This window comes from Acinetobacter sp. 10FS3-1 (assembly GCF_013343215.1).
GTDB lineage: Bacteria > Pseudomonadota > Gammaproteobacteria > Pseudomonadales > Moraxellaceae > Acinetobacter > Acinetobacter lwoffii_C.
Genome location: NZ_CP039143.1, coordinates 1,406,168 through 1,429,577 on the forward strand (window position 1 = coordinate 1,406,168; position 23,410 = coordinate 1,429,577).

Genomic DNA, 23,410 nt, shown 5'->3' on the forward strand with positions numbered 1-23,410 from the left:
TTGGTGTGGTTTAAGAGTTAAGCTTTATAGTACCGGCGCAACTCTTCAATTACAGATCTGTATTTCATCCTGCTATTTTCACACAACATATTATACTTTTGAATAAACTCACTAGGCATAGGAGTGTTGAGTCCCCTAAACGTGGTATCTATGGTCTTGTGGTATTCCTCCAAATCATCAATAACTCCTTGCAGGCTGGGTAAAAAATTTCGATTATAATCATTTTTTGGTATTATATGACCCAATATGCATAAGGATGAAGCCATAATATTTATAATATCCCTTAACTGATTCAGATTAACATTCAGTTCTCTTTGATAAGAAATCTTATTAGGTTCTGATAAATAATCCACCAAGAAGGAGTTAATTCTCAAGAGGTTTAAATCGCAATCGTAAACCGAATCCATAACCTTCATGCAAAGCTGAGCATCTATGTTTTTATTATGACTTATTCTCCAATCATTAAATAAATAAGCCGCAATAATTGCCGCACCAAATGTTGCTAACCCACCAAAAATACCACCAGCGAAGCTCAAAGCATCCTTGAATGAGTCTTTTGGATTTTCAGCAGGAAAGCCAATCCAAACAATAAAAAATGAAACTATTGCTATAATCCCTATACCTACGGCTGTACTTATTAAGACGATAGTTATTTCTCTTTTTATCAACTCCATACCCCACTCAAAATCACATAATTACTTTGCAAATTTAAAGCCCACCCCGGCTCCTTCCTGAAAATTTTCCCATTCTTTATCGTGTGCTCTATATGAAAGTAGTCCCATGTTTTCATTATTTATCCTTTTTAATAAGTACCGACTGATCAACATTGTAGTACTTACTAATATCAAACCAGATTTTGATTTGACTTTCCCATTTATAAATACGGTCATTTTCAATTTTTAGCACATCTAGCCCGCTAAAATTAAAGTGTGTAGCATCTGCAGGTAACTGTTCCCATGCAATTACGGCATGGTCTTTAAACCAGCTTTCCCAAGCATTCTGAATGTAAGGCACCACGAAACTTTGCTGGATATCATTCCAGGCAAAAATGTTTTGAATGCTAGATTTTTGCTTGTATGTATCAACAATACTTTTTGTTGGTCTAAAAGACTTTATAAATTGATCTAATAATTCCCCCACAAACGTATATTCTGTATTAATGACATCAGGCGCTTCAATCTGCGTATACAATTCTTCTGCATCAACAATATCAACTGCAGATACATAGCGTTGTTTTAGAGCAAACTGTGAATAGTTATCGTCAAACTGCATTTTTGCAGACTGAATTGCTTCTGAGTAATCCAGACGTTTGCCTCGTTTTTTAAGATTCACGTAACGCTTAAGACTATTCCAAGATGAATGCAATGTAATTGTCTGCAGCTGGGGAATAGTAAAACCATCTTCGGCGTAACGTGTGGCAGCTTCATGGCGTAAATCATGGAACCTCAGGTCTTCAATTTCATTTAAGCGACATGCTCTACGAAAATAATCACTGACTGTTTGCACATTAACTGGGAGTAGAAGGGCATCACTATATCCAAGTTCAAGCATTCTTTTTCGTGTAGACGGCTCAAGTAGTTCATCAATGATCTGCAGGGCTTTCGGCTCTAAATGAGCATATTTATGATTCCCCTTGGATCCATCTGGGTTTTTAACATCACGAATTTTCCACTGGCTATTTTTTCTATCAAAGTCTTCAAGGCGCATTTCACAGAGTTCACCCTCACGACGACCTGTATATATAGCCAGCCACATGACCAGGTGCATTGGAACAGCGTTGCGGATTCGCTTCCAACCTTTATAAAAGTGATTGGTAAGGATCTGCAACTCTTCTGATGTAATTAAACGATCACGTTCTTTGGATTTTGTGACAATCCGGGCCTTCTTTAAACCAATTAATGCATGTGATAGCTCATTTTTAGAATGTGCAACATCTTCACCCCATACCAATTCAGCATGATTCAGAACTGAAGAAATATGAGATAAGTCTTTTAAAACTGTTGAGGGTGCTACGCCGCCAAGTAAGTCTGTAGGATTGCCTCTGCGTCGCTCAATAGCAAAGGATGAAAAATCCTGCCGAGAAAGAGTGTATACATCCTTAAGGGCAATATCGTATGTACATAAATTTTTTAATGCCCAAGATTTAGTTTCTGCAAACTCATCTCCGATTTCGGTCAGATACCGGGTAATGAATTGTTCTAAAGTTTTTGACAAAACTTTGGCTTCAGGATTTAGAATAGTGGGGTTAACAAGGATCTCCGCTTCTAGTCGCTTTATCCACTCTTTTGCTTGTGACTCTTTAGCAAAGGTTCTTGTTTTAATAAATGGTGGTAAGCCTTTGCGAGTTATTCGTATTTGAGCTCTATACCGCAATTTACCATCAGCTGTTTTCCGTTCTGCAATTGTTCCCATTTTTTACGCCACAAATTAGTTTTACGCCATAAGCGGGATTATGGCGCAAATTAGGCGCAAAGAATAGCTAGGAATGATGGAGAATCATGTAAAATCATTGAGAATGTGGGAAAGTAAAAATTGAGTAAAAACAAAGTAATTGAAGAATTGTTTGATAAATCAAAGCATTCCCCTATTTTTGTTGCCCCGATGGCGGGCGTAACTGACCGTCCCTTCAGGACTTTATGCAAGTACTTTGGTGCAGGCCATGCCGTCAGTGAAATGATGACCTCGGATAAAACCCTGCGCATGAGTAAAAAGAGTTTGTATCGTGCAAATTTTGATGGTGAGCTGGCACCCATTTCAGCACAGATTGCAGGTTCGGACCCGCAGGATCTGGCAGAAGCTGCCCGTTATCAGGTTGCCAATGGGGCGCAAATAGTTGATATTAATATGGGTTGTCCAGCCAAAAAAGTCTGCAATAAACTGGCAGGCTCTGCCTTGCTGCAAGATGAAGATCTGGTGGCCCGAATTATGGACACTGTGGTCGCAGCCGTAGATGTGCCTGTGACGCTCAAAACCCGTCTGGGTTTTCTGAATGGCCAGGAAAATATTCTACGTGTCGCCAAGCGTGCTGAAGAAGCAGGTATTGCAGCATTGGCCTTGCATGGCCGTACCCGGGAAGATATGTACCTGAATACGGCACGGTATTCGCTTATTAAAAATGTGAAAGAAATATTGACTATTCCTGTGATTGCCAATGGTGATATCGACAGTCCTGAAAAAGCCAAATATGTGCTCGACTATACGGGTGCCGATGCCATTATGATCGGCCGGGCTGCTCAAGGCAGACCCTGGATTTTTCGTGAAATTGGTCATTATCTGAAAACCGGAGAATATCTGGCTGCGCCAAGCATTCATGAAGTTAAACAGGTTTTGCTTGGGCACCTGTCTGAACTTTATGAATTTTATGGTGAATACTCCGGTTGCCGTATTTCGCGTAAACATATTGCCTGGTACACCAAGGGGCTGCATTCGAGCAATGAATTCCGGCAAAGTATGTATCAGGTGGAGAACACTGCTGATCAATATAAAGTAGTGGAAGATTATTTTAATCATTTACTTGAATATGGTCAGATCATGAGTGATGTGCAGGTCGATCAAGTCAACCTGCTGGAAACCAAATAAATCAGCTCCATCGCTAATGAATTAAGGAAAGGTGCTGTAGTGAAAACAGTACCTTTTTTATCTTGAGTCGAAGCTTTTAAGTGTTCCCGTTACATTCTATTCTGACTTAAACATAGCTGCATATTATATTCACCTAAACTGGACAGGACTTGGACACTGTTTACGTGAACCTTCTCTAAGATGGGTCTCTAGCATGGCAAGATGTAGTTTCAGTCTTGTTCATTCTCATGATCAAGGGAGATTCATAATGACTAATACTAATCGTCCAGTGACAGAATTCAGCCATAAAACTTCAACAGAATTACCAGAAGAACGCAGTGAAGCCTTAGATATTGATGCTACAGATGCAAGCGCACGTCCAGATTTAAATACACCTCCTAAAGAGAGTCATCGTGTTCCAGACATGAATGAAGGTGAAGATCATCTGGTGGCTACTGGTGCCGGTACTTTAGGCGGAGCTGCTGTAGGTGCCGCATTTGGTGCTGTGGGTGGTCCTCCTGGTGCAGTCGTTGGCGGTATAGTAGGGGGTATAGTGGGCGGTATTGCAGGTAATGATATCGCAACACCCGATCATCCAAATCAGGCAGATAATTACCAGCATCCCGAAAATTTGCGAGAGGCTGATAACTATCGGCAGCCAAGTGATCTAATTCAGGAAGATAACTACTGGAGAGATGAGTACCATAATCGCCCCTATTATAGTGAAACCCGTAATATGTATAGCGACTTGGACTATGACCGTGATTATCGGGGTGCCTATCAGGTCGGATATGAGAACCGTTCACGCTATGATCGCCAGACTGAATTCTCTCATGCTGAACCGGAACTGCGTACGAAGTGGGAACAGGTCAAAGGCAATACCCGTTTAAACTGGGAAGAAGCCAAGTTCGCAGTTAAGGATGCCTGGGATCGTATGACGCGTTAAATAGCAGGTGAACATTTTGCAAATAAAAAAGCCTCTTTTTATAAGAGGCTTTTTTAAACTCTGACTGTGTTATGAGCTATGTTTCATTTCCAGAACTAGCTGATTCACCAGATCTGAGGCTTCTATTTCACGGATCTGTGCCACATTTGAACCTGCCCAGAAAGCCCCATAACCGTGATCGCCATGTTGGGCAGCTGCTGCGTATAGCTGCTTGGCCAGATCATAGGTATAAGGATAGGCCGGTACATCCAGGCGCTCAGGAGTATCTACTTCAATATGCCAGTGGTTGATAATCCCGCGAGCAGGACGACCAGAAATGCTGGCACTTACCTGAGTAAGCGGCTTAGACAATAAAGCTCTGCGATAAGCATCACTGGCATTCGAGGACTTGCATTGTACAAAGGCAGTGCCAAGCTGAACGGCTTCTGCACCCAGCTCCATCATTTGGTGTGCCTGCTGGCCATCCATAATACCGCCCGCTGCAACAACAGGCAGAGAAAAGTGCTGTTTGATCAGTTTGACTAAATTAGAGGTTTTGACAGAGGCATCAAATTTTGTGCAAAAAATTCCACGATGTCCTCCCGCTTCAATGCCTTGAGCAATAATAATATCAATTCCTGCAGCTTCAATTGCTTTGGCTTCGGCAAAGTTGGTGGCCGATACCATAGTTACAATCCCAGCTTCTTTTAAGGCCTGAATCTGGTGTGGATGCGGAATTCCGAAATGAAAACTTACCGCACTGGGCTTAGTGTCCAGAACCAAATTCAGAAAATCATCATTGTCTTTAAAGCTGGGATAGATACATTTGAGCTGGGTAGGAGCATTGGCGCCGTATTCTGCAAATTTATCTTTAAACTGCGCAATCCATGCTTGGGCGATGCTGTCATCAAGTTCTTCACTGTCATGGCAGAAAAAATTGACCTGAAAAGGGCAATCTGTCAGCTCTTGAGTCTTTAAAATCTGTGCACGAGCAGACTCAACACTGCTAGCTCCGAGACCCAGTGAACCCAAGCCTCCCTGGTTAGACACTTCAGCAGCAAGTTCAGGTGTTGAAACCCCAGCCATAGGTGCTAAAAAAATAGGATGTCGTATTCCCAATTTCTCTAATAAAGACATAGATTTGCTCCTTGTTATTTTTATTACTTTGCCTCTGGCAACAGAATTAAGCAAATAATATTGGTTATTTTATTATGAAATATAAGCTCTTTAGTAACAGGCTGATTACATTCTGCTCAGCATGAAGGCTTATGAAAAAGAGAGTCTATTTCCAAGTGCAATAAACAAAGTAGTTATCATCAACTTTTACCCAAGTGTGGCCTAAATTCATGTCTGATGATGTCCATAAAAAACTGCAAACTTGAGCTGAAATGGTCAAATCTTGAGGCATCTAAGAATATGAAGCTGTATGGTTAATCTGTCCAAACCCTATTGGTGGCGAGATGAGTGAGAAAAATACTTTAAACCTAATAGGGGTCTGCCATAATAGGCTTATCTAGCATGAAACTGAGAAGGTTATTATGAAGGCAAGGCTAATGTCATTGGCCCTTGTGGTGGGATTAACCGCTTGTACGGCAGAGCAGCAACCTAAAGATAGGGTTAATCCGGTGCAATATCAGGTGAAAACTGCTGCAGAGCTGCAACAACGCTTTAATACGCTCAATGTCCAGCTGGCGCAGGATTTCCAGCAGTTTAAAAAAGTAGAAAGCATAGCTTTTTCTCACCAGCTTCCACTGGATGTCAATAATCTGCAAACCTTGAATCAGCATCCGGTGAGCCGGACAGCATTGAAATCCAGCAAGCTTGCTTATTGCGATATGATGAATGCTTACTTTGCCGAAATGTATCGTTTGGGCCACTATAATCTGGATCTGGTCCATGCTATTCAATTGCCGAATGCCAAAGAGGAAGATCTGAAAAAGAACTTCTCTGATTCTGATCAGTTCTACAGTTTTATTCTGGATCGTTATACCACCTATCGTCAGGTTCAGCAGACCATGAATTATGGTTGTAATTTAAAAGCAGCTTTATCAGTTTAGGCGCTGAATACAAAAGCCCATCTTTAGTAGATGGGCTTTATGGTTTAGCAGCCTGTTAATTTTTCAGTTTTCGGCTTTTCACCGGGGAAGAAAAACGGGCGGAATTTAACACCAAGGATATTGCCCAGAAAGGCAAAGACCAGCCATAACCAGCCATGGATACTGCCAGAGGCGATCCCGCTAAAATAAGCACCAATATTGCAGCCATAAGCCAAACGCGCACCATAACCCAGAAGTAATCCACCGAGCACAGCAGCCAGCAGGGAGCGGCGTGGGATCTTAAAATTCGGCGCAAATTTACCTGCCAGACTAGCTGCCAGCAAGGCACCCAGCATAATGCCAAAGTTCATCATCGAGGTAATATCAAACCAGAGCGATTGAGCCAAAGCTTTGGCATTGCCCGGTTGCTGCCAGTAATCCCAGGCACTAACCTCTATTCCTGCAAGACTGGCGACTTTTGCTGCCCAAACAGCAAGAGCAGAGGTGACTCCCCATGGACGACCTGCCAAAGCAAGCGTGGCAAAGTTGAGCAGGGTTAAAATAATACCCCCCCATATTAAAGGCCAAGGCCCGCGCAGAAAACGTTTCCAGCCTTGATATTCGCTGACAGGTTCCGCTTCCAGACTGCCATGGCGTTTCTTTTCAAAATACACTGTTGCAGCAGCAATCAGGCCGAAAATGATAAAGCTTAAAACAAGTGCCGGGATCACCCCAAAACTTTCTACCACGGAAATCGGTGCCAAATGAGGCAGGTTAAACCACCAGTCCAGATGTGAAGTGGCAATCAATGAGCCTGTACAGAAGAAAAATAGCGTAACCAGCATACGGGCACTGCCACTACCGACAGTATAGAGTGTACCTGAAGCACAACCACCGCCGAGCTGCATGCCAATACCGAAAATAAATGCACCAATCATCACGGACATCGAGATTGGATTAATATTACCTTTAACCGGATTACCAAACAGTTCACCAGCTCCCAATGCAGGGAAAAACAAGAGAACTGCCAAGCCCAGCATAATCATTTGTGCACGCAGGCCGCGACCACGGCGCTCTTTAATAAAGACGCGCCAGCTTGAAGTAAAACCAAAGGAGGCATGATACAGGGTCATTCCCAGTGCGCCGCCGATGAGAAAAAGCAAAGCCTGGTTAAGACCGACGACTTGATAGGCACCAATCGTACCGACAATAAGCAAGATAAAAGCCACCCAGACCGAAAGATTCGATCGCTGGGAGGATGCAGCAATAACTGACATGGGAGATAAAGCTTTAGAGATTAAACCGCTATATTCTACGCGACTTCTCCCCTCAACTGAGATCAGTTCAGTCATTTAAAGAGCAATTGCTCAGTCTTATAATTGATATGATTTATTGGGTTAGCTGATTTATATCGTGTTGAGATTAAACAGCGAACCGATCCAGCTGGAAAATAACATCGCTGCTACTCCCCAAAGGAGTACCCTTAAGCTGCCTTTCAACATGGATGTGCCAGAAAAGTAACTGGCGAGTGCGCCTAATAAAGCTAGAGAAAACAAGCCTACAAACCCCACCACAGACTCAACCCACTGTGCCGGGCTGAGCAAAATCGAGAAGGTGGGGAGTAAGGCACCCAGAGAGAAAGCCAGTGCCGATGATGCGGCTGCCTGTATAGGTCTGGCTGTCGTATGTTCCATAATCCCGATTTCATCACGTGCATGAGCTTGCAAGGCATTATGTTGAGTCAGCTGCAATGCAACCTCCCGGGCAAGTTCGGGTGTTAAGCCACGTTGAATATAAATCTGACTAAGTTCTCCAAGCTCTGCTGCCGGATTTTTAAGTAATTCACGATGTTCCATATGCAGGTCGGCTGTTTCAATATCTTGCTGGGATTTAACAGAAATATACTCTCCGGCCGCCATGGAGGAAGCACCTGAAATCAGTCCCGCAATACAGGTAATCAGAAGTGTCTGCGTAGACGCACCGCTAGCTGCCATTCCCATAATCAGACTGGTGACTGAAATAATCCCGTCATTTGCACCTAATACGCTCGCTCTTAACCAGCCCGTGCGGCTAATATAATGTTTTTCATGATGCTGGGAATGAATCATAGGTATAAGCTCTAACAAGTCGGAACTTGGATACAATGCATTGTTTTTTAAAAAAATTCAATAAAAAATCACGATAAAAAAAGCCTGCATTTTGCAGGCTTTTTAACATAATAACTGATCTTAGTTTTCAGCTTTTTCACGCACATTACCTGCGCCTTCTTCAACTGCAGCAGCAGTCGCAGCAGTCGCATTTTTAGCTGCTTCAGCCGTAGCATCTGCGGCACGAGATGCAGCGGCGGCTGCCTCATCAGCTGCCTGTGCTGTATTTTCGGCAGCATTATCCATGGCTCTTTCAGTTTTTACAGCAGCTTCATGACTTGCATCTTCCATATCATGACCAGCTTGGGTCGCTGCATTTTCCAGATGTTCACCTGTGGTCGCACCTGTTTCAGGGGCGTCTTCTTTCGCACAGCCTACAAGAGATACAGTTGCCACCAGACCTAAAGCAATAAGTAACTTATTCATCAAATAATATCCTTTGTTGTTGTATGAATGGCATTCAGTTTAACGACTGTTGGTAGGGTTTTGTGCTACAGAAAAGATCATAATTTGTTGAGCAAATGTAACTTTTATAAAGGCTTATAACGTTTTTTACTGCATATGTAGTGAGTCAAGGATTTTGAGCGGCCTGTTTTTAAATATTCAGTGGAGTGAAAATAAAGCAGAAGAAAAATAGGCACAATAGGTTGAATGATGACGTATAGGAGGGTGCTACATCTACCCACTCTGTATGAAATATAAAATCTGCAATAAAAAAGCCCGTAATTATACGGGCTTTTCGGGTCTGGAGAATTAAAGACCGGCAGAGGCTTTCAATGCTTCGACCTTGTCGGTTTTTTCCCAGGTAAATGCAGTATCAGAACCTTCACGGCCAAAGTGACCATAAGCAGCGGTCTGTTTATACATCGGCTGAATCAGGTTTAACATATGAGTAATGCCATATGGGCGTAAGTCAAAGTGCTCACGTACCAGCGCAATGATCAATTCTTCTGACACTTTAGCAGTGTTAAAGGTATTGATAGAAATCGAAGTTGGCTCCGCAACACCAATTGCATAAGACACCTGAATTTCACATTTATCTGCAAGACCGGCAGCTACAATATTTTTAGCAACATAACGGCCGGCATAAGCTGCAGAACGGTCAACTTTGGATGGATCTTTACCCGAGAAAGCACCACCACCATGACGCGCCATACCACCATAAGTATCTACAATGATTTTACGGCCAGTTAAACCGCAGTCACCCACCGGACCACCGATTACAAACATGCCGGTCGGGTTGATATGGAACTTGGTATCCGCATGGAACATATCGGCTGGAATGATTTTTTTTACGATTTCTTCAATTACAGCTTCTTTTAAGTTTGATTGTGTAATTTCTGGATCGTGCTGGGTAGACAGTACCACTGCATCCAGACGCACAGGTACGCCATTTTCATAGGCAAAAGTCACCTGGCTTTTAGCATCCGGGCGTAACCATGGCAGCGCACCACTACGACGCAATTCTGCCTGTTTTTCCATTAGACGATGTGCGTAAGAAATTGGCGCTGGCATTAACACATCAGTTTCACGGCTGGCATAACCAAACATGAGACCCTGGTCGCCGGCACCTTGATCTTCCGGTTTCTGGCGGTCTACACCCTGAGCAATTTCAGGAGACTGTTTACCAATCATGTTAATGACTGCACACGTTGAGCCATCAAAACCCAGATCAGAGTGGTGATAACCAATACCGTTTACGGTATGGCGTACAACTGCTTCAAAATCGATATTGGCAGTTGTTGTGATTTCACCAGCAAGTATCACCGCACCCGTTTTTACAAGCGTTTCACAAGCAACCCGTGCATATGGGTCTTCTTTTAAGATTGCATCCAAAATAGCATCACTGATTTGGTCAGCCATTTTATCTGGATGGCCTTCGCTTACAGATTCCGAAGTAAATACAGCGTACTCGCGCATAGTCCTATCACAGTTAATTTTAAAGACCCGGTATGTTACATCGACTTGCGTTTTAGAACTAGCATAAGACGACAAAATTGTCTAAAAATGTTTCAAATTATTGTGTTTTTATTTGATTATTGGAATTAAAAAAACTGATATGGCTGTTTGATTTGCTCTCCTTCAGCAATCCAGTATAGAAAATACTGACTCTATTCAGCAGAATAATAAAATTAACTGGTGATATTTTTGAATAAATTTTAGAAACAGGCAGTCCAGAAAAATAATCACCTTCATACCGGATAAATACTAAGAAAGTGATTGTTATATTAATAAAAAATCAGCGCCTTCATCATGTTCGATAAGCTGTCTTGTGGCAGGGTTAGTTTATTCTGCATATTAGCTCCAATTCTTCACTAGTCGCCAGTCGGGGTAACCAACTTTTTATATGACTTGTTTAGGACGCTATGGGGAGAGCAAGAGATGTACCAAAAGGCTTTTAGTTTGATTGAAATGATGATGGTGCTCACGATGGTTGCTATTCTGACCACTGTAGCCGTGATGAGCTATCAGGGCTATATTGTTCGGGCCCAGTTGGCCGAAGTATTTCAGTTGTCAGGTGCTTATCGAACCCAGTTTATTGCCTCAAATGAGCATTGTGATGCGGGGCGCCAGATTGGAAATGGAAGCCGGTATATTGAAAAAGTTGTGATTAATGCTGCTTGCCGGATTGAATTTCAATTACGTCAGGATGGAATCAATGCCGCCATTCGCGGAAAGTCGATTGCTTTTGAGGTCTATAGTGGCAACTGCTTTTCCAGCAATATCAGTCAACGCTATTTACCTAAAGATTGTATTGGGCAATAAATATCTGGCTTGGGCCAAAGTTCACTTTAGCGATATTTACGTCAAGACTTGGCAGCCTAAAACTTGAAGTGCGACATAAACTACCTAATTAATTTTAAAGGGTTTATGGAGTATATAAAATTGTCATACCATCATCTTAACTTTGAAGATCGTACTGCATTAATGCTTGAGTCAAGAAAAGAAGGCTTTTCACCCAGAAAATTTGCTGAACTCATTAAAAGACATCCTAGTACGATCTATCGTGAGCTTAAAAGAAATAGCATCAATGACGTTTATCAAGCTCAATGTGCTTCTAATAATTCATTCACTAGACGTAGGCGTGGTCACAGAAAACTCAAAATCGATTCAATCCTCTGGAAATTTATTGTTGAAGCGATCCGTTGTTTATGGTCTCCTCAGCAAATATCAAAGCGTTTAAAGAAATTTTCTGATTTGGATCAAACAATGAATGTTAGCTATACAACGATTTATTCAACTATTCGAGCATTACCAAAGGGTGAGTTGAAAAAAGACTTATTATCCTGCCTTCGTCATGAAAATAAAAAGCGAAAAGCTAACGGTGAACCTAAAAAAGATTCTATATTACAGGATATTAAAACTATTCATGAGCGCCCAGCCGAAGTTCAAGAAAGAAAAATACCGGGTCATTGGGAAGCCGATTTAATTAAAGGTAAAGACAATAAAAGTGCGATAGCAACACTTATTGAACGAAATACACGGCTCTGTGTCTTGGCAACATTACCTGATGCAAAGGCGGAATCAGTCCGCAAGGCTTTAACTGAAGCTCTCAAATATTTACCTGCAGAACTGCGTAAAACGTTGACCTATGACCGTGGACGTGAGATGTCAGAACATAAAATACTCGAAGAGGATTTAGGCATAGATGTATATTTCTGTGACCCGCATTCACCATGGCAAAAAGGCACATGCGAAAATATGAATGGTTTAATTAGGCAATATTTACCTAAAGGGATTGATTTGAATCAGGCAGATCAGCATTATTTAAATCAAGTTGCCATGTCACTGAATACTCGTCCTAGAAAAGCATTAGATTGGCTTACACCATTAGAGAAATTTGCTCAGCTTGTTGATTATCATAAGGCTTTTGAAACTGTCGCACCTCATGTTTGAATTCGCCCTTATATATGGAGGTACTGAATTATAAAAACTAGATAAGGGGTGTTTAAAATCTACCTTAGATTGACATTTTAAATCTAAAAAATAGCACAAAAACAGCACATGCCTTACTCTGGTTAAAATCAGATATTTTGCTGAACAAAAAGATCATTTTTTCTTAAAAGCTCTTTCTAGGCGACAGATTTAAAATATATGGAAGTGATTTGAAAACTTTATTTTTGAACGGTTGTCAGGATTTGATGGTCTGGAATGAAAGGCTTTTCTCTAAAAAGTGCAGAATATTCACCCGATAAAAAAATACAAGATCAATAAATTGATAAATATTGTAGGGGAGTCTTTACCCCTCGCTGTTTTTTTAAGACAATAGAACACAGTTTTGAAAGTCTTTTCATCATTTCCTATTTCTGAATTATTTTGGACTCTGATTTATGACAACCCCGCTTAATGAACGTCGTATTGCAAACGCAATTCGTGTATTGGCAATGGATGCTGTGCAAAAAGCAAACTCAGGACATCCAGGTGCTCCAATGGGGATGGCAGACATCGCTGATGTGGTCTGGCGCGAATTCCTGAACCATAACCCAGCTAACCCGAATTGGGCTAACCGTGACCGTTTTGTATTGTCGAATGGTCATGGTTCTATGCTTCAATACGCACTTCTTCATTTAACGGGCTATGATCTTTCAATTGAAGATCTGAAAGCATTCCGTCAGCTTCATTCGAAAACTCCGGGTCACCCTGAGCTGGGCTATGCGCCCGGGATTGAAACGACCACCGGTCCATTGGGTCAAGGTATTGCCAATGCTGTTGGTTTTGCGCTGGCAGAAAAAACCTTAGCAGCACAATTCAACAAAGACGACATCAAGGTTGTCGATCACTACACTTACTGCTTCCTGGGCGATGGCTGCTTAATGGAAGGCGTTTCACATGAAGTCTGTTCATTGGCAGGTACTTTGGGTCTGGGTAAGCTAATTGCTTACTACGATGACAATGGCATCTCGATTGATGGCGAAGTAGAAGGCTGGTTCTCTGACGATACAGAACAGCGCTTCCTGGCTTATGGCTGGCAAGTACTAAAAGTTGATGGTCACGATGCAGATGCGATCCGTCAGGCAACTGTTGAAGCAAAAGCAGAAGCGAACAAACCAACCATTATTATCTGTAAAACCGTGATTGGTTTGGGTTCACCAAACAAACAGGGTAAAGAAGACAGTCATGGTGCACCACTCGGTCATGACGAAATCGTGTTGACTCGTGAAGCGCTAGGCTGGACTGACGAAGCATTTGTGATTCCTGAAGATGTGTATGCAGCTTGGGATGCGAAAGCCAAAGGTGCTGAATCAGAAGCAGCCTGGAATGAAACTTTTGCCGCTTATGCAGCAAAATACCCAACTGAAGCCGCTGAACTTAAACGTCGTTTATCTGGTGAACTACCAGCCGACTTCGTCGCTAAAGCAGATGCATATATTGCAGAAGTGAATGCCAAAGCTGAAACCATTGCAACACGTAAAGCCAGTCAAAATACCCTGCAAGCGCTGGTCCCTTCTTTACCGGAGGTTCTGGGTGGTTCTGCTGACCTTGCAGGCTCTAACCTGACTTTATGGAAGGGCGCACAAGGCGTACAGGACAATCCGGCAGGTAACTACGTACACTATGGCGTACGTGAGTTCGGTATGACTGCAATTGCCAATGGTGTAGCACTACACGGTGGTTTCATTCCGTATGTAGCAACATTCCTGATGTTTATGGAATATGCACGTAATGCGGTGCGTATGTCTGCTCTGATGAAACAGCGTGTGATCCATGTCTATACGCATGACTCAATCGGTCTGGGTGAGGATGGTCCTACGCATCAGCCAATCGAGCAAATTGCATCTTTACGTGGTACACCAAACCTGAATACATGGCGTCCATGTGACACAGTTGAAGCAGCGATTTCCTGGAAATCTGCTTTGATGCGTGCTGAAGGTCCGACGGCGTTGATCTTCTCTCGTCAAAACCTGCCATTCCAGAACCGTACAGATGCTCAAATTGCTGACGTGGCAAAAGGCGGTTATGTACTGGCTGAAGAAAAAGGCGAGTTAAAAGCGATCATCATTGCAACAGGTTCTGAAGTAAGCCTGGCGATGGAAGCTTATGCTCAGCTAGAAGGTGTGCGTGTCGTCTCTATGCCATGTGCAGAAGAATTCATGAAGCAGGAAGCGGCTTATCGCGAAGCAGTCTTGCCGACCCATATCCGTGCACGTATTGCAGTTGAAGCGGCGCATGTAGATTACTGGTGGAAATTTGTAGGTCTTGATGGTCGCGTAATTGGCATGACCACATATGGTGAATCTGCACCTGCAAAAGATTTATTCCAGTACTTTGGTATCACCACTGAAGCTGTGGTTGCGGCGGTAAAAGAAATCACTGCTTAATCTTTAAATAGGCTGTAGAAAAACGCTCCGGATTCGGGGCGTTTTTTGTTGATAAACAAAAATATAGTTCAAGTTGTTTTATAGAGGTGTTGATTCAAATCCTCAGAGATCGTCATCAATATTATTTTAAAAGAACGGTGTTTATTATGGTATAAACTTAAACACTAAGAATATTCCATTATTTTTTAATAATATAGAAACCTACAGGGCTGTTTTAAGCGTGGCAGAAATTACTATTAAAGACATGATGAAAATTCCACAACAAGAATGGCTTGTATTGTGGAAAGGCTATCAAAAGTTTTATCAAACCGAAATATCAGAAGAGGTGAGTTCTAATACTTGGTCAAAACTGACCAGCCCTGAACAGGACAATATGTACGGTTTTGCTGCACTCATTGATCAAAAGGTCGTAGGGGTGGTGCATGTGGTTGAGCATGAAAGTAGCTGGACCATGCGGCCTTATGCTTATGTGCAGGATCTATTTACTCATCCGGATTATCGGGGACAGGGTGTGGCGCGCAAACTGATTGAGCATGTATATCAGGTGGCACAGCAGCGTAATTGTGATCGGGTCTATTGGCTAACGCAGGAAAGTAATCGTCAGGCACAAGTCCTGTATGACAAAGTGGCCAAAAAAACCGGATTTATCCAATATCGTATGGCCTAAATGCCTAGCTTTACATGAGAATTTACAATTTCATTGTTTCATGGTTGCAACAAAACGTTTTATCTTTAGGGATGTAATCATTTTAATAGTCTATAAACTGAAGCTTATTCAGATGAGAGATAACCACATGAATTTGAAAACATTAACTTTAGGGTTAGCTGTTGCATCCGTTGCAACTTTTAGTTTTGCAAAACCATTGACTTATACGATTGACCCGACACATACAGCGACAGTATTTAGCTGGAGCCATTTTGGTTTCTCTACACCATCAGCCAATTTCTCTGATATTCAGGGTAAGATCGTGGTTGATAATGCGAAGCCAGAAAAGTCATCGGTCAATGTTACCATTCCAGTGTCGAGTATTAATACCAACGTAAAAGCACTGGATGAGCATATACTGAAGGCTGATTTCTTTGATGCGGCTAAATACCCAAACATTACATTTAAAAGTACCAAAGTAGAAACGAAGGATAAAAAGAACTTCAAGATTACCGGTGATTTAACCATTAAGGGAATTACCAAGCCAGTGGTACTGGATGCAGTATTGAATAAACAGGCTGAACACCCAATGGCTAAAGTGCCTGCAATTGGTTTTAATGCGACGACTTCTTTTGATCGTTCAGCATTTGGTGTAGGGGCTTATACACCTAATGTAGGTGATAAAGTGACGGTGCAGATTACTACCGAAGCAAGCATTCCTGCTCAGCCAGCCAAAAAATAAGTTTGTAGCCATAAACTTATCAAAAAGCACTCTTCTGGAGTGCTTTTTTTGTTGCTGAATCAGGCAGCTGTAGTTAATAAAAACTCTTCCTTTCTATCAATCTATTGAACAGATTTTTGATCATAAAGATTCATTTTTAGTATCGAAAAAATAATGGCTACAGTTATAAACCAGAATAAGCTCTCTACAAAGACCTGAACCAAAAGAGAAGATTGTTCGGCTAAGCTGCTGGAGGGCGAATTACCCAAGAAAAATACTGTTGAAGTCAATCAGGGCTTTGGGGGTGCCATATTGGTGTAAAAGCCTTGAAGTCACAGTTTGAAGTATGAAAGTTGATGGTTGGAGATTGCCCCCTTGCTTTCTGGTCTGATACAGGAAGAGAAGCTTTAAACTTGACCTCAACATCAGACTGCCCAGATAAAACAGATAGAATCCGCCAAAGATTATTAAAACCTGTTGTAACCAGATAATTTTATGAAATAGAAAATGGGCCACTGAGCGCACAGACTGACACCCAGAATACCAGTAAAATACCTAAGGCTGCACATAAAGCCTGTTGGCTGGACTACCGGATGGCACTTGATGTCACAGAGAAAACTTTGGCCCGGGACTGATCAGGGCGAAAAATGAATCATAGCAATCCCAAATCATGCGCCCATAAAATTTCTACAGGTAAGAGTCAAGTTTAGGTCTAAAATGCCGCTGGCTTGGAGGTCATATTTAATTGCGCCAAAAATTTGCTTAATACAGTCTGTGAAGTTGCCTCAAGTGTAGGAGCAAACTGTAGACTGGCAGTTCGTAATTCAGGAATATTAATCTTTGCCTGACGCAATTCAGAGCTATGGCCAATCAGCCATTTTTCCAGACTGTCACTGGCCACTTCAGCATGAAATTGTAGCGCCAGGATATTTGAACCCACACGAAAGGCTTGATTTGGGTAATGTTTGGAGCTAGCCAGCAATATTGCCTGTTCAGGTAAATCAAAGCTGTCACCATACCAGTGCAGTACATTAATATTTTTTAAATCTTCTAAGGGATTGTTTTCAATACAGGAAAGACTCAGTTGAGACCAGCCGATTTCTTTATACGGTCCTGCATAGACTCGAGCACCGAGTGCATGAGCAATCAATTGAGCACCTAGACAGATACCTAAAGTAGGGAGATTCTTTTTCAAACGAACTTTAAGTAAGTCTATTTCCTGATGTAAGAAAGGATAGTCTTCTGTGTCATAAACCCCAATCGGGCCACCTAAAATAACAGTCAGACCTGAGTGCTCATACGCTTGACGCAAGTCATCTACACCGGCTTCAAAATAGCGTACCCGTAGTCCCAATTGATAAAAGACATCCTCCCAGGCACCTAAATCCTCAAAAGCCAGATGTTGAATTGCATATACAGTATCGGGTAAATGGTCCAAGTTCAGCATAATGGTGAGATTAAAAAAGGAAATATTGATTTAACGTCATTTTGCGTAAAAATAGAAGTCTTTTTAACTCAAAGGCTGGGTGTGCTAGAAAGAGCTTCTGTGCTCAAGCTAGCCTGATATTAAACATGAAAACAGCTTAGTATCATGGTGCCGCCGTATTTTCCTTTTTAGCCGGAAAAGCGGTAGAGTAACGATAATAGAGAAAAAGAGTTCCAGAAGAAAAATGCCAAACATCTGCCTTTATATTGATAAAAAACGTATCAGCCCTTATGCCATGTCAGTGTATGTGGCTTTGACAGAAAAAGGACTTCATTTTCAGGAAAAAGTGATTGATCTGGATCAGCAGGAACAACACTCTCTGGCTTATCGCAGAATTTGTCCAACTGGCAAAATTCCCTGTTTGGTGGTTAACGATTTCCATTTATTTGAATCCTGGGCCATTACGGAGTATGTGGAAAATAACTTTCCATTCCCGGAGTATCCCGCACTTTATCCTGATGAAACTAAAGCCAGAGCAAAGTGCCGCGCAGTTCAGGCCTTGGTAAAAACTGACTTTATCTCAATCCGGCAGGCAATGCCTTCAGATTCAATTTTTGTGCCACCTCAAGTACCTGCCATTTTTTCAGCCGAGGCCATGCAGGATATTCAGCGTTTATTGGCAGTCACAGACACTGTATTAGGAGAGGAGCTTTGGTTAACTGAACACTGGTCCATTGCCGACTTTGATCTGGCCTTTATGCTACACCGCTTACTTAGTCATCAGATTGAACTGCCTGAAAAAATTCAGGCGTATATCCAACGTAATTTCCAGCGTAGTTCGGTTCAGTCCTGGATTCAGGAAAATGCAAAGTTAGGTGCCTAAGCTATTTTTTATTGAGGCTGGGTTATGCAGATAGCTATGGCTGTTATAGGCAGACTATAAAAATTGGGTGGAGATTTAAGTGACCGAGGATAGACATTCCTGATAGGAGTTTTATCCCAATTATGTGATCTGTGTATTTTTAGATGAACCAGACTATACAAAAAAGAGTTTAAATATCAGTAGTTCCAACGTAGTATTGAAAATAAGCAGCGAAAAAACAGCTTAAAATCAAAGGTAATATTAAAAATAGAAGGAGCATTGTATGGGAGGCTCACATCAACATGATCACAGTCATGTAGAAGTCAGTGCTAAAAATGCTAAAAAACTGTCCTTGGCATTGCTTCTGACCACGACCTTTTTAATTGTAGAGGTCATAGCAGGTTTCATGACCCAAAGTCTGGCATTGCTCTCTGATGCTGCCCATATGTTTACTGATGCAGCCGCACTGGCCATTGCACTGGCGGCGATTAAAATTGGCCAAAAACCGGCAGATGATAAACGTACATTTGGTTATCAGCGATTTGAAATTCTGGCTGCTCTGTTTAATGCGCTCATGCTTTTTGTGGTGGCGCTTTATATCCTGTTTGAAGCCTATCAGCGTTTTAGTCATCCTCCTGAAATTCAAAGTGTGTGCATGTTGGCCGTTGCGGTACTTGGTCTGATCATCAATCTGATTTCAATGAGGATTCTGGTTTCTAGTAGTCAGGAAAGCTTAAATGTTAAAGGGGCTTATCTGGAAGTGCTAAGTGATGCGATAGGCTCAGTCGGCGTCATTATCGGGGCCATCATGATCTATTTTAGCGGATGGATGTGGATTGATACGCTGATTGCCGTCCTGATTGGTTTTTGGGTGATGCCACGCACCTGGGTTTTGCTGAAACAAAGTATCAATATCCTGCTGGAAGGTGTGCCAGATGAAATTGATATTGAAAAGCTGCGTAATGACCTGTTGTCACTGGAGGGCGTGAAAGAGATTCACCAGTTAAAAGTCTGGGCTATTACTTCTAAGAAAGTCATGTTAACGGTTCATCTGGTTGCGCCAGAGGTTGATTATAAAAAACTGCATCAGCAAGCATTTGAGATGTTGAAGCATGCGCATCATATTACCGAAATGACCCTACAAATTGAAGATGAGCATTGTCTACTAGAACAGCATCAACATGAGTCATATGAAGGGCAGGAAAACCATTCACATTGATCAGTGGATGGTTATTGCAAAGCCATTATTTTATTCATTTTCATTTGGCAACTAGAAAGACGGGGTTGAGGCTCTAATTTCGTGTAGAAATTGTTTTCAATGAAGCTATAAAAATGATTCTTAAAACTTTATGAAAAATAATGCTTAGGTTAAGATGAGTGATCATTTGTAAACGTACTTTAGAAGACCTATGCAACCATTTGTTCTATATAACTCAGAGCAACGTAAAAAAGTTGAATTTGTTCCACGCAAAGCAGGGCATATCGACATGTATGTGTGTGGTATGACAGTTTATGATTACTGTCATATTGGACATGCTCGGGTCATGGTTGCATTCGACTATATTATTCGTTTCCTGCGTAGTCAGGGCTGGAACGTAAAATATGTACGTAACATCACCGATATTGATGACAAGATTATTAAGCGTGCTAATGAAAATGGCGAAAGCATCACGGCACTGACAGATCGCTTTATTCAAGCCATGAATGAAGATGCAGCCAACTTGGGGTGCTTGGAGCCAGATGAGGCGCCTCGTGCTACGGAATACATCGACCAGATGCAAAGCATGATTGGCAATCTGGTTGAAAAGGGAACCGCCTATCCGGCAGCAAATGGTGATGTATATTTTCAGGTAGAAAAGTTTGAAAAATATGGCCGTCTTTCGGGGCGTAAACTGGACGACATGCAGGCAGGTGCTTCGGAACGTGTAGATGTCGAAGTTGAAAAAAAACATCCTTTTGACTTTGTGCTCTGGAAACATGCCAAGGAGAATGAGCCGGCTTGGGCTTCTCCATGGGGCAATGGCCGTCCGGGCTGGCATATTGAATGCTCTGCCATGTCGACCTGCTGCCTGGGTAACCACTTTGATATTCATGGCGGTGGTTCGGACCTGATGTTTCCGCATCATGAAAATGAAATTGCGCAATCAGAAGCCTCTACAGGTGAACAGTATGTGAATTACTGGATGCATGTGGGCTTTATCAATGTCGATGGCGAAAAAATGTCGAAGTCGCTGGGTAACTTCTTTACCATTCGTGATGTCATGGAAAAGTTTCATCCGGAAGTGATTCGCTATTTCATTGTGTCTTCACACTACCGCAGTCCGGTGAACTTCTCTGATGTGGCACTGAAGGAAGCTAAAACTGCGTTGTCACGTTTCTATCATTCATTTAAGGCGTATCAGGCTGTTTATGGTGACAAGCGAGTAGACAACTTGGATGAAACCCTAGTGGAGCGCTTCAATGCCGCTATGCGTGATGACTTTAATACGGCAGAGGCAATTGCAGTCCTGTTTGAAATCAATAAAGAGCTGAATCGCGCGGTTAAAGAGGACAAGGCTGAACAGGCTGCTATTCTGTATGCTACTTTAAGCCACCTAACCAATATTCTGGGTCTGGTACAGCACAATGTCGATGAGTTTTTAAAATCTGATATTGGGCAGGATGCTTTGGGTCTAACTGAAGAACAGATCGAAGATCTGATTCAGCAGCGCCAAGACGCCAAAAAAGACAAAAACTTTGCCCGTGCTGATGAAATTCGTCAGTCCTTACTGGACCAAGGAGTGGTTTTGGAAGATACCCGTCAAGGAACAGTATGGCGTCGTGCTGATTAATTCGACACTTGATCGCATGGAGAGTTGACAGTTGTAAGAAACTCTCTATAATTCATTTCCATATTGCGGGAATAGCTCAGTTGGTAGAGCACAACCTTGCCAAGGTTGGGGTCGCGAGTTCGAGTCTCGTTTCCCGCTCCAAAATTTTAAAAACCCTGATCGAAAAATTGGGGTTTTTTATTGCTTGCTAAAAAACTATAAAAAACCGATCAGGAAAAGAGAACTGTATAGCTCTAGATTCGGGGCGAATGAAGAATTTAAAGGCATTCTGTTTAAGTTTTATTAAAAGCACACTATTTTCAAAACTGCGATTCGCATAGATATGATAAAATTGCGAAAATTATTCGTATCTCACGAAAGTTTTTCTCTGTCCTTAGTGTAGGTAAACAGGCTTTGAATCAAGAAAAAACAGCGAACTTATTCGATTTCCAGAAGGTTGCACTTGAAACATTACGCATTGAAGAAAATGCGTTACAGATTTTAGCTACGCAGATTGATGGCCGTTTTAGTCGGGCATGTGAAATTATCCTGCGATGCAAAGGGCGTCTGGTCATCACCGGGATGGGGAAATCTGGTCATATTGGCCGTAAAATGGCAGCCACCTTTGCTTCCACAGGTACGCCGTCTTTTTTCATGCATCCAGGTGAAGCGGGGCATGGTGACTTAGGAATGCTGGTCGAAGGAGATGTGCTGATTGCCATTTCTAATTCAGGCAAAAGTGATGAAATCATGATGCTGATGCCTTTGATCAAGCACCTTGGTGTACCTTTAATTACCATTAGTGGTGATGATCGCGGCCCGATGCCACAAAATGCTGATGTTGCCCTGACTTTGGGCGATATTCAGGAAGCTTGTCCACTGGGCCTGGCACCGACATCTTCAACGACTGCCACCTTGGCGCTGGGGGATGCTTTGGCAGTGGCCTTGCTGGATGCTCGCGGGTTCACCTCAGATGACTTTGCACGATCACATCCTGCAGGTGCGCTTGGTAAGCGCTTGCTGCTGCATGTAAAGCATTTGATGCATACGGGGGAAGATTTGCCGAAGGTCGCACCTGATACCCCGATGAATAAAGTGCTTTATGAAATTTCTGATAAGCGTTTAGGTTTGACCACAATTGTGGATGAGCAGGAGCGTTTGCTCGGAATTTTTACCGATGGTGACTTGCGCCGCCTGATTGATAAACAGCAAGGTTTTGATGTTAATCTTCTGGTGCAGGACGTGATGATTCAAAATCCATGGACGATTTCTCAGGAAGCACGTGCAGTCGAAGCCTTGGAACGTATGAACGAGCGTAAAATAAACCAATTTGTAGTGGTGGATGAGACCAATAAGGTGATTGGTGTGATCAGTATGCATGACCTGATTCAGGCTGGGGTAAATTAATCGATGGCATCTTATGTATTACTAGAGCAGGCACGTCATATTAAAGCATTGGTGCTAGATGTAGATGGTATTTTAAGCGATGGTTTTGTCACGTTGACCAATACAGGCGATGAAATCAAATCTTTTGATATTCGCGATGGCTTGGGGGTGAAACTGGTTCAGCAGGCTGGTATCAAAGTGATTATCATCACTGGACGTAAAAGTAATATCGTTGAAAAGCGTATGTCAGATCTGGGAGTCGATCTGGTCTATCAGGGTCGTGAAGACAAAGGTCTGGCTTTGAGTGAGGCTTGTACACAACTGGAGATTGCGGTAGAAGATTGCCTGTATATGGGGGATGACTGGCCAGACCTGTCTGCATTTGCCATTGCTGGTATGAAGGTGACAGTACCGAATGGTCATGTGGAAGTTCGCCGTCGTGCCGATCTGGTGACTCAGGCCATGGGCGGGCGCGGCGCAGTGCGTGAAATTTGCGATATGCTGCTGACCTCTAAAGGCGTATACCAAGAGTTACTTGAAAAATATATGCGTGCACCTTATTAATAATTCATA

General features: G+C 42.4%; 22 protein-coding genes and 1 tRNA gene. 14 read left to right on the top strand and 9 right to left on the bottom strand.

Annotation, left to right across the window (positions count from 1 at the left end):
• Positions 1-17: 17 nt before the first annotated feature.
• Entirely contained in the window at positions 18-674 is a 657-nt protein-coding gene (locus E5Y90_RS06655) for a hypothetical protein (RefSeq protein WP_174659767.1), read from the bottom strand.
• A gap of 115 nt (positions 675-789) precedes the next feature.
• Positions 790-2,412 carry a tyrosine-type recombinase/integrase gene (locus E5Y90_RS06660; RefSeq protein ID WP_174659768.1) on the bottom strand — a complete coding sequence of 541 codons (1,623 nt, stop codon included), beginning with the start codon at positions 2,410-2,412 and terminating at the stop codon, positions 790-792.
• A gap of 189 nt (positions 2,413-2,601) precedes the next feature.
• Here E5Y90_RS06660 and dusB point away from each other — a divergent pair, with 189 nt between their 5' ends.
• Together dusB and E5Y90_RS06670 are read left to right on the top strand one after the other, a co-directional pair.
• A complete protein-coding gene (gene dusB, locus E5Y90_RS06665; RefSeq protein WP_267314043.1) occupies positions 2,602-3,579 on the top strand; it encodes a tRNA dihydrouridine synthase DusB in 978 nt (325 codons plus the stop codon).
• 247 nt (positions 3,580-3,826) lie between these two features.
• Positions 3,827-4,504: a hypothetical protein gene (locus E5Y90_RS06670; RefSeq protein ID WP_151203172.1), complete on the top strand. Its 678-nt coding sequence runs from the start codon at positions 3,827-3,829 to the stop codon at positions 4,502-4,504.
• A gap of 69 nt (positions 4,505-4,573) precedes the next feature.
• Here E5Y90_RS06670 and E5Y90_RS06675 read toward each other — a convergent pair whose 3' ends face one another.
• Positions 4,574-5,620, bottom strand: a complete 1,047-nt coding sequence (locus tag E5Y90_RS06675) for an NAD(P)H-dependent flavin oxidoreductase (protein ID WP_174659770.1) — start codon at positions 5,618-5,620, stop codon at positions 4,574-4,576.
• Between the two features lie 401 nt (positions 5,621-6,021).
• On the opposite strand from E5Y90_RS06675, the gene E5Y90_RS06680 reads away from it, so the two are divergent.
• A complete protein-coding gene (locus tag E5Y90_RS06680; protein ID WP_174659771.1) occupies positions 6,022-6,540 on the top strand; it encodes a hypothetical protein in 519 nt (172 codons plus the stop codon).
• Positions 6,541-6,584: 44 nt separating this feature from the next.
• On the opposite strand, the gene E5Y90_RS06685 is transcribed toward E5Y90_RS06680, so the two are convergent.
• The 4 genes from E5Y90_RS06685 to metK form a co-directional block, all read right to left on the bottom strand.
• Entirely contained in the window at positions 6,585-7,796 is a 1,212-nt protein-coding gene (locus E5Y90_RS06685) for a YeeE/YedE family protein (protein WP_174660575.1), read from the bottom strand.
• Positions 7,797-7,925: 129 nt separating this feature from the next.
• Complete coding sequence (locus E5Y90_RS06690) at positions 7,926-8,627, bottom strand: VIT1/CCC1 transporter family protein (RefSeq protein WP_151203169.1); 702 nt, start codon at positions 8,625-8,627, stop codon at positions 7,926-7,928.
• 120 nt (positions 8,628-8,747) lie between these two features.
• A complete protein-coding gene (locus tag E5Y90_RS06695; protein WP_174659772.1) occupies positions 8,748-9,092 on the bottom strand; it encodes a hypothetical protein in 345 nt (114 codons plus the stop codon).
• A 327-nt stretch (positions 9,093-9,419) separates the two neighbouring features.
• Complete coding sequence (gene metK, locus E5Y90_RS06700; RefSeq protein WP_151203167.1) at positions 9,420-10,586, bottom strand: methionine adenosyltransferase; 1,167 nt, start codon at positions 10,584-10,586, stop codon at positions 9,420-9,422.
• Positions 10,587-11,048: 462 nt separating this feature from the next.
• Between metK and E5Y90_RS06705 the strand changes: the two genes are divergently transcribed.
• From E5Y90_RS06705 to E5Y90_RS06725, 5 genes are all read left to right on the top strand, one after another.
• On the top strand, positions 11,049-11,432 hold the full coding sequence (locus E5Y90_RS06705; protein ID WP_174659773.1) for a pilin: 384 nt from the start codon (positions 11,049-11,051) through the stop codon (positions 11,430-11,432).
• Between the two features lie 162 nt (positions 11,433-11,594).
• Entirely contained in the window at positions 11,595-12,563 is a 969-nt protein-coding gene (locus E5Y90_RS06710; RefSeq protein ID WP_253156838.1) for an IS30 family transposase, read from the top strand.
• A 434-nt stretch (positions 12,564-12,997) separates the two neighbouring features.
• The gene (gene tkt / locus E5Y90_RS06715) at positions 12,998-14,986 is read left to right on the top strand and encodes a transketolase (RefSeq protein ID WP_174659775.1); all 1,989 of its coding nucleotides are present in this window, start codon (positions 12,998-13,000) and stop codon (positions 14,984-14,986) included.
• 244 nt (positions 14,987-15,230) lie between these two features.
• The gene (locus E5Y90_RS06720; RefSeq protein ID WP_174660576.1) at positions 15,231-15,653 is read left to right on the top strand and encodes a GNAT family N-acetyltransferase; all 423 of its coding nucleotides are present in this window, start codon (positions 15,231-15,233) and stop codon (positions 15,651-15,653) included.
• 127 nt (positions 15,654-15,780) lie between these two features.
• Positions 15,781-16,374: a YceI family protein gene (locus tag E5Y90_RS06725; protein WP_151203164.1), complete on the top strand. Its 594-nt coding sequence runs from the start codon at positions 15,781-15,783 to the stop codon at positions 16,372-16,374.
• Between the two features lie 240 nt (positions 16,375-16,614).
• Here the strand turns inward: E5Y90_RS06725 and E5Y90_RS17680 are convergent, their stop codons facing one another.
• Together E5Y90_RS17680 and E5Y90_RS06735 are read right to left on the bottom strand one after the other, a co-directional pair.
• Positions 16,615-16,878, bottom strand: a complete 264-nt coding sequence (locus E5Y90_RS17680; RefSeq protein ID WP_174659776.1) for a LysE family transporter — start codon at positions 16,876-16,878, stop codon at positions 16,615-16,617.
• A 187-nt stretch (positions 16,879-17,065) separates the two neighbouring features.
• Positions 17,066-17,800: a glutamine amidotransferase gene (locus E5Y90_RS06735; RefSeq protein WP_174659777.1), complete on the bottom strand. Its 735-nt coding sequence runs from the start codon at positions 17,798-17,800 to the stop codon at positions 17,066-17,068.
• A 223-nt stretch (positions 17,801-18,023) separates the two neighbouring features.
• On the opposite strand from E5Y90_RS06735, the gene yfcF reads away from it, so the two are divergent.
• From yfcF to E5Y90_RS06765, 6 genes are all read left to right on the top strand, one after another.
• Positions 18,024-18,662: a glutathione transferase gene (yfcF, locus tag E5Y90_RS06740; RefSeq protein WP_174659778.1), complete on the top strand. Its 639-nt coding sequence runs from the start codon at positions 18,024-18,026 to the stop codon at positions 18,660-18,662.
• 262 nt (positions 18,663-18,924) lie between these two features.
• Positions 18,925-19,860, top strand: coding sequence for a cation diffusion facilitator family transporter (locus E5Y90_RS06745; RefSeq protein WP_174659779.1), 936 nt, complete (start codon positions 18,925-18,927; stop codon positions 19,858-19,860).
• Between the two features lie 190 nt (positions 19,861-20,050).
• A complete protein-coding gene (cysS, locus tag E5Y90_RS06750) occupies positions 20,051-21,472 on the top strand; it encodes a cysteine--tRNA ligase (protein ID WP_151207748.1) in 1,422 nt (473 codons plus the stop codon).
• Positions 21,473-21,537: 65 nt separating this feature from the next.
• Positions 21,538-21,613 (top strand) — tRNA-Gly (locus tag E5Y90_RS06755).
• A 252-nt stretch (positions 21,614-21,865) separates the two neighbouring features.
• The gene (locus E5Y90_RS06760) at positions 21,866-22,858 is read left to right on the top strand and encodes a KpsF/GutQ family sugar-phosphate isomerase (RefSeq protein WP_151207750.1); all 993 of its coding nucleotides are present in this window, start codon (positions 21,866-21,868) and stop codon (positions 22,856-22,858) included.
• Positions 22,859-22,861: 3 nt separating this feature from the next.
• Positions 22,862-23,401, top strand: a complete 540-nt coding sequence (locus E5Y90_RS06765) for a KdsC family phosphatase (RefSeq protein WP_174659780.1) — start codon at positions 22,862-22,864, stop codon at positions 23,399-23,401.
• Positions 23,402-23,410: the final 9 nt, after the last annotated feature.

What these genes read in the sequence shown, in the direction of transcription:
- E5Y90_RS06655 (WP_174659767.1), bottom strand. Translation starts at nt 674, where the DNA reads ATGGAGTTGATAAAAAGAGAAATAACTATCGTCTTAATAAGTACAGCC.
- E5Y90_RS06660 (WP_174659768.1), bottom strand. Translation starts at nt 2,412, where the DNA reads ATGGGAACAATTGCAGAACGGAAAACAGCTGATGGTAAATTGCGGTAT.
- dusB (WP_267314043.1), top strand. Translation starts at nt 2,602, where the DNA reads ATGGCGGGCGTAACTGACCGTCCCTTCAGGACTTTATGCAAGTACTTT.
- E5Y90_RS06670 (WP_151203172.1), top strand. Translation starts at nt 3,827, where the DNA reads ATGACTAATACTAATCGTCCAGTGACAGAATTCAGCCATAAAACTTCA.
- E5Y90_RS06675 (WP_174659770.1), bottom strand. Translation starts at nt 5,620, where the DNA reads ATGTCTTTATTAGAGAAATTGGGAATACGACATCCTATTTTTTTAGCA.
- E5Y90_RS06680 (WP_174659771.1), top strand. Translation starts at nt 6,022, where the DNA reads ATGAAGGCAAGGCTAATGTCATTGGCCCTTGTGGTGGGATTAACCGCT.
- E5Y90_RS06685 (WP_174660575.1), bottom strand. Translation starts at nt 7,796, where the DNA reads ATGTCAGTTATTGCTGCATCCTCCCAGCGATCGAATCTTTCGGTCTGG.
- E5Y90_RS06690 (WP_151203169.1), bottom strand. Translation starts at nt 8,627, where the DNA reads ATGATTCATTCCCAGCATCATGAAAAACATTATATTAGCCGCACGGGC.
- E5Y90_RS06695 (WP_174659772.1), bottom strand. Translation starts at nt 9,092, where the DNA reads ATGAATAAGTTACTTATTGCTTTAGGTCTGGTGGCAACTGTATCTCTT.
- metK (WP_151203167.1), bottom strand. Translation starts at nt 10,586, where the DNA reads ATGCGCGAGTACGCTGTATTTACTTCGGAATCTGTAAGCGAAGGCCAT.
- E5Y90_RS06705 (WP_174659773.1), top strand. Translation starts at nt 11,049, where the DNA reads ATGTACCAAAAGGCTTTTAGTTTGATTGAAATGATGATGGTGCTCACG.
- E5Y90_RS06710 (WP_253156838.1), top strand. Translation starts at nt 11,595, where the DNA reads ATGCTTGAGTCAAGAAAAGAAGGCTTTTCACCCAGAAAATTTGCTGAA.
- tkt (WP_174659775.1), top strand. Translation starts at nt 12,998, where the DNA reads ATGACAACCCCGCTTAATGAACGTCGTATTGCAAACGCAATTCGTGTA.
- E5Y90_RS06720 (WP_174660576.1), top strand. Translation starts at nt 15,231, where the DNA reads ATGATGAAAATTCCACAACAAGAATGGCTTGTATTGTGGAAAGGCTAT.
- E5Y90_RS06725 (WP_151203164.1), top strand. Translation starts at nt 15,781, where the DNA reads ATGAATTTGAAAACATTAACTTTAGGGTTAGCTGTTGCATCCGTTGCA.
- E5Y90_RS06735 (WP_174659777.1), bottom strand. Translation starts at nt 17,800, where the DNA reads ATGCTGAACTTGGACCATTTACCCGATACTGTATATGCAATTCAACAT.
- yfcF (WP_174659778.1), top strand. Translation starts at nt 18,024, where the DNA reads ATGCCAAACATCTGCCTTTATATTGATAAAAAACGTATCAGCCCTTAT.
- E5Y90_RS06745 (WP_174659779.1), top strand. Translation starts at nt 18,925, where the DNA reads ATGGGAGGCTCACATCAACATGATCACAGTCATGTAGAAGTCAGTGCT.
- cysS (WP_151207748.1), top strand. Translation starts at nt 20,051, where the DNA reads ATGCAACCATTTGTTCTATATAACTCAGAGCAACGTAAAAAAGTTGAA.
- E5Y90_RS06765 (WP_174659780.1), top strand. Translation starts at nt 22,862, where the DNA reads ATGGCATCTTATGTATTACTAGAGCAGGCACGTCATATTAAAGCATTG.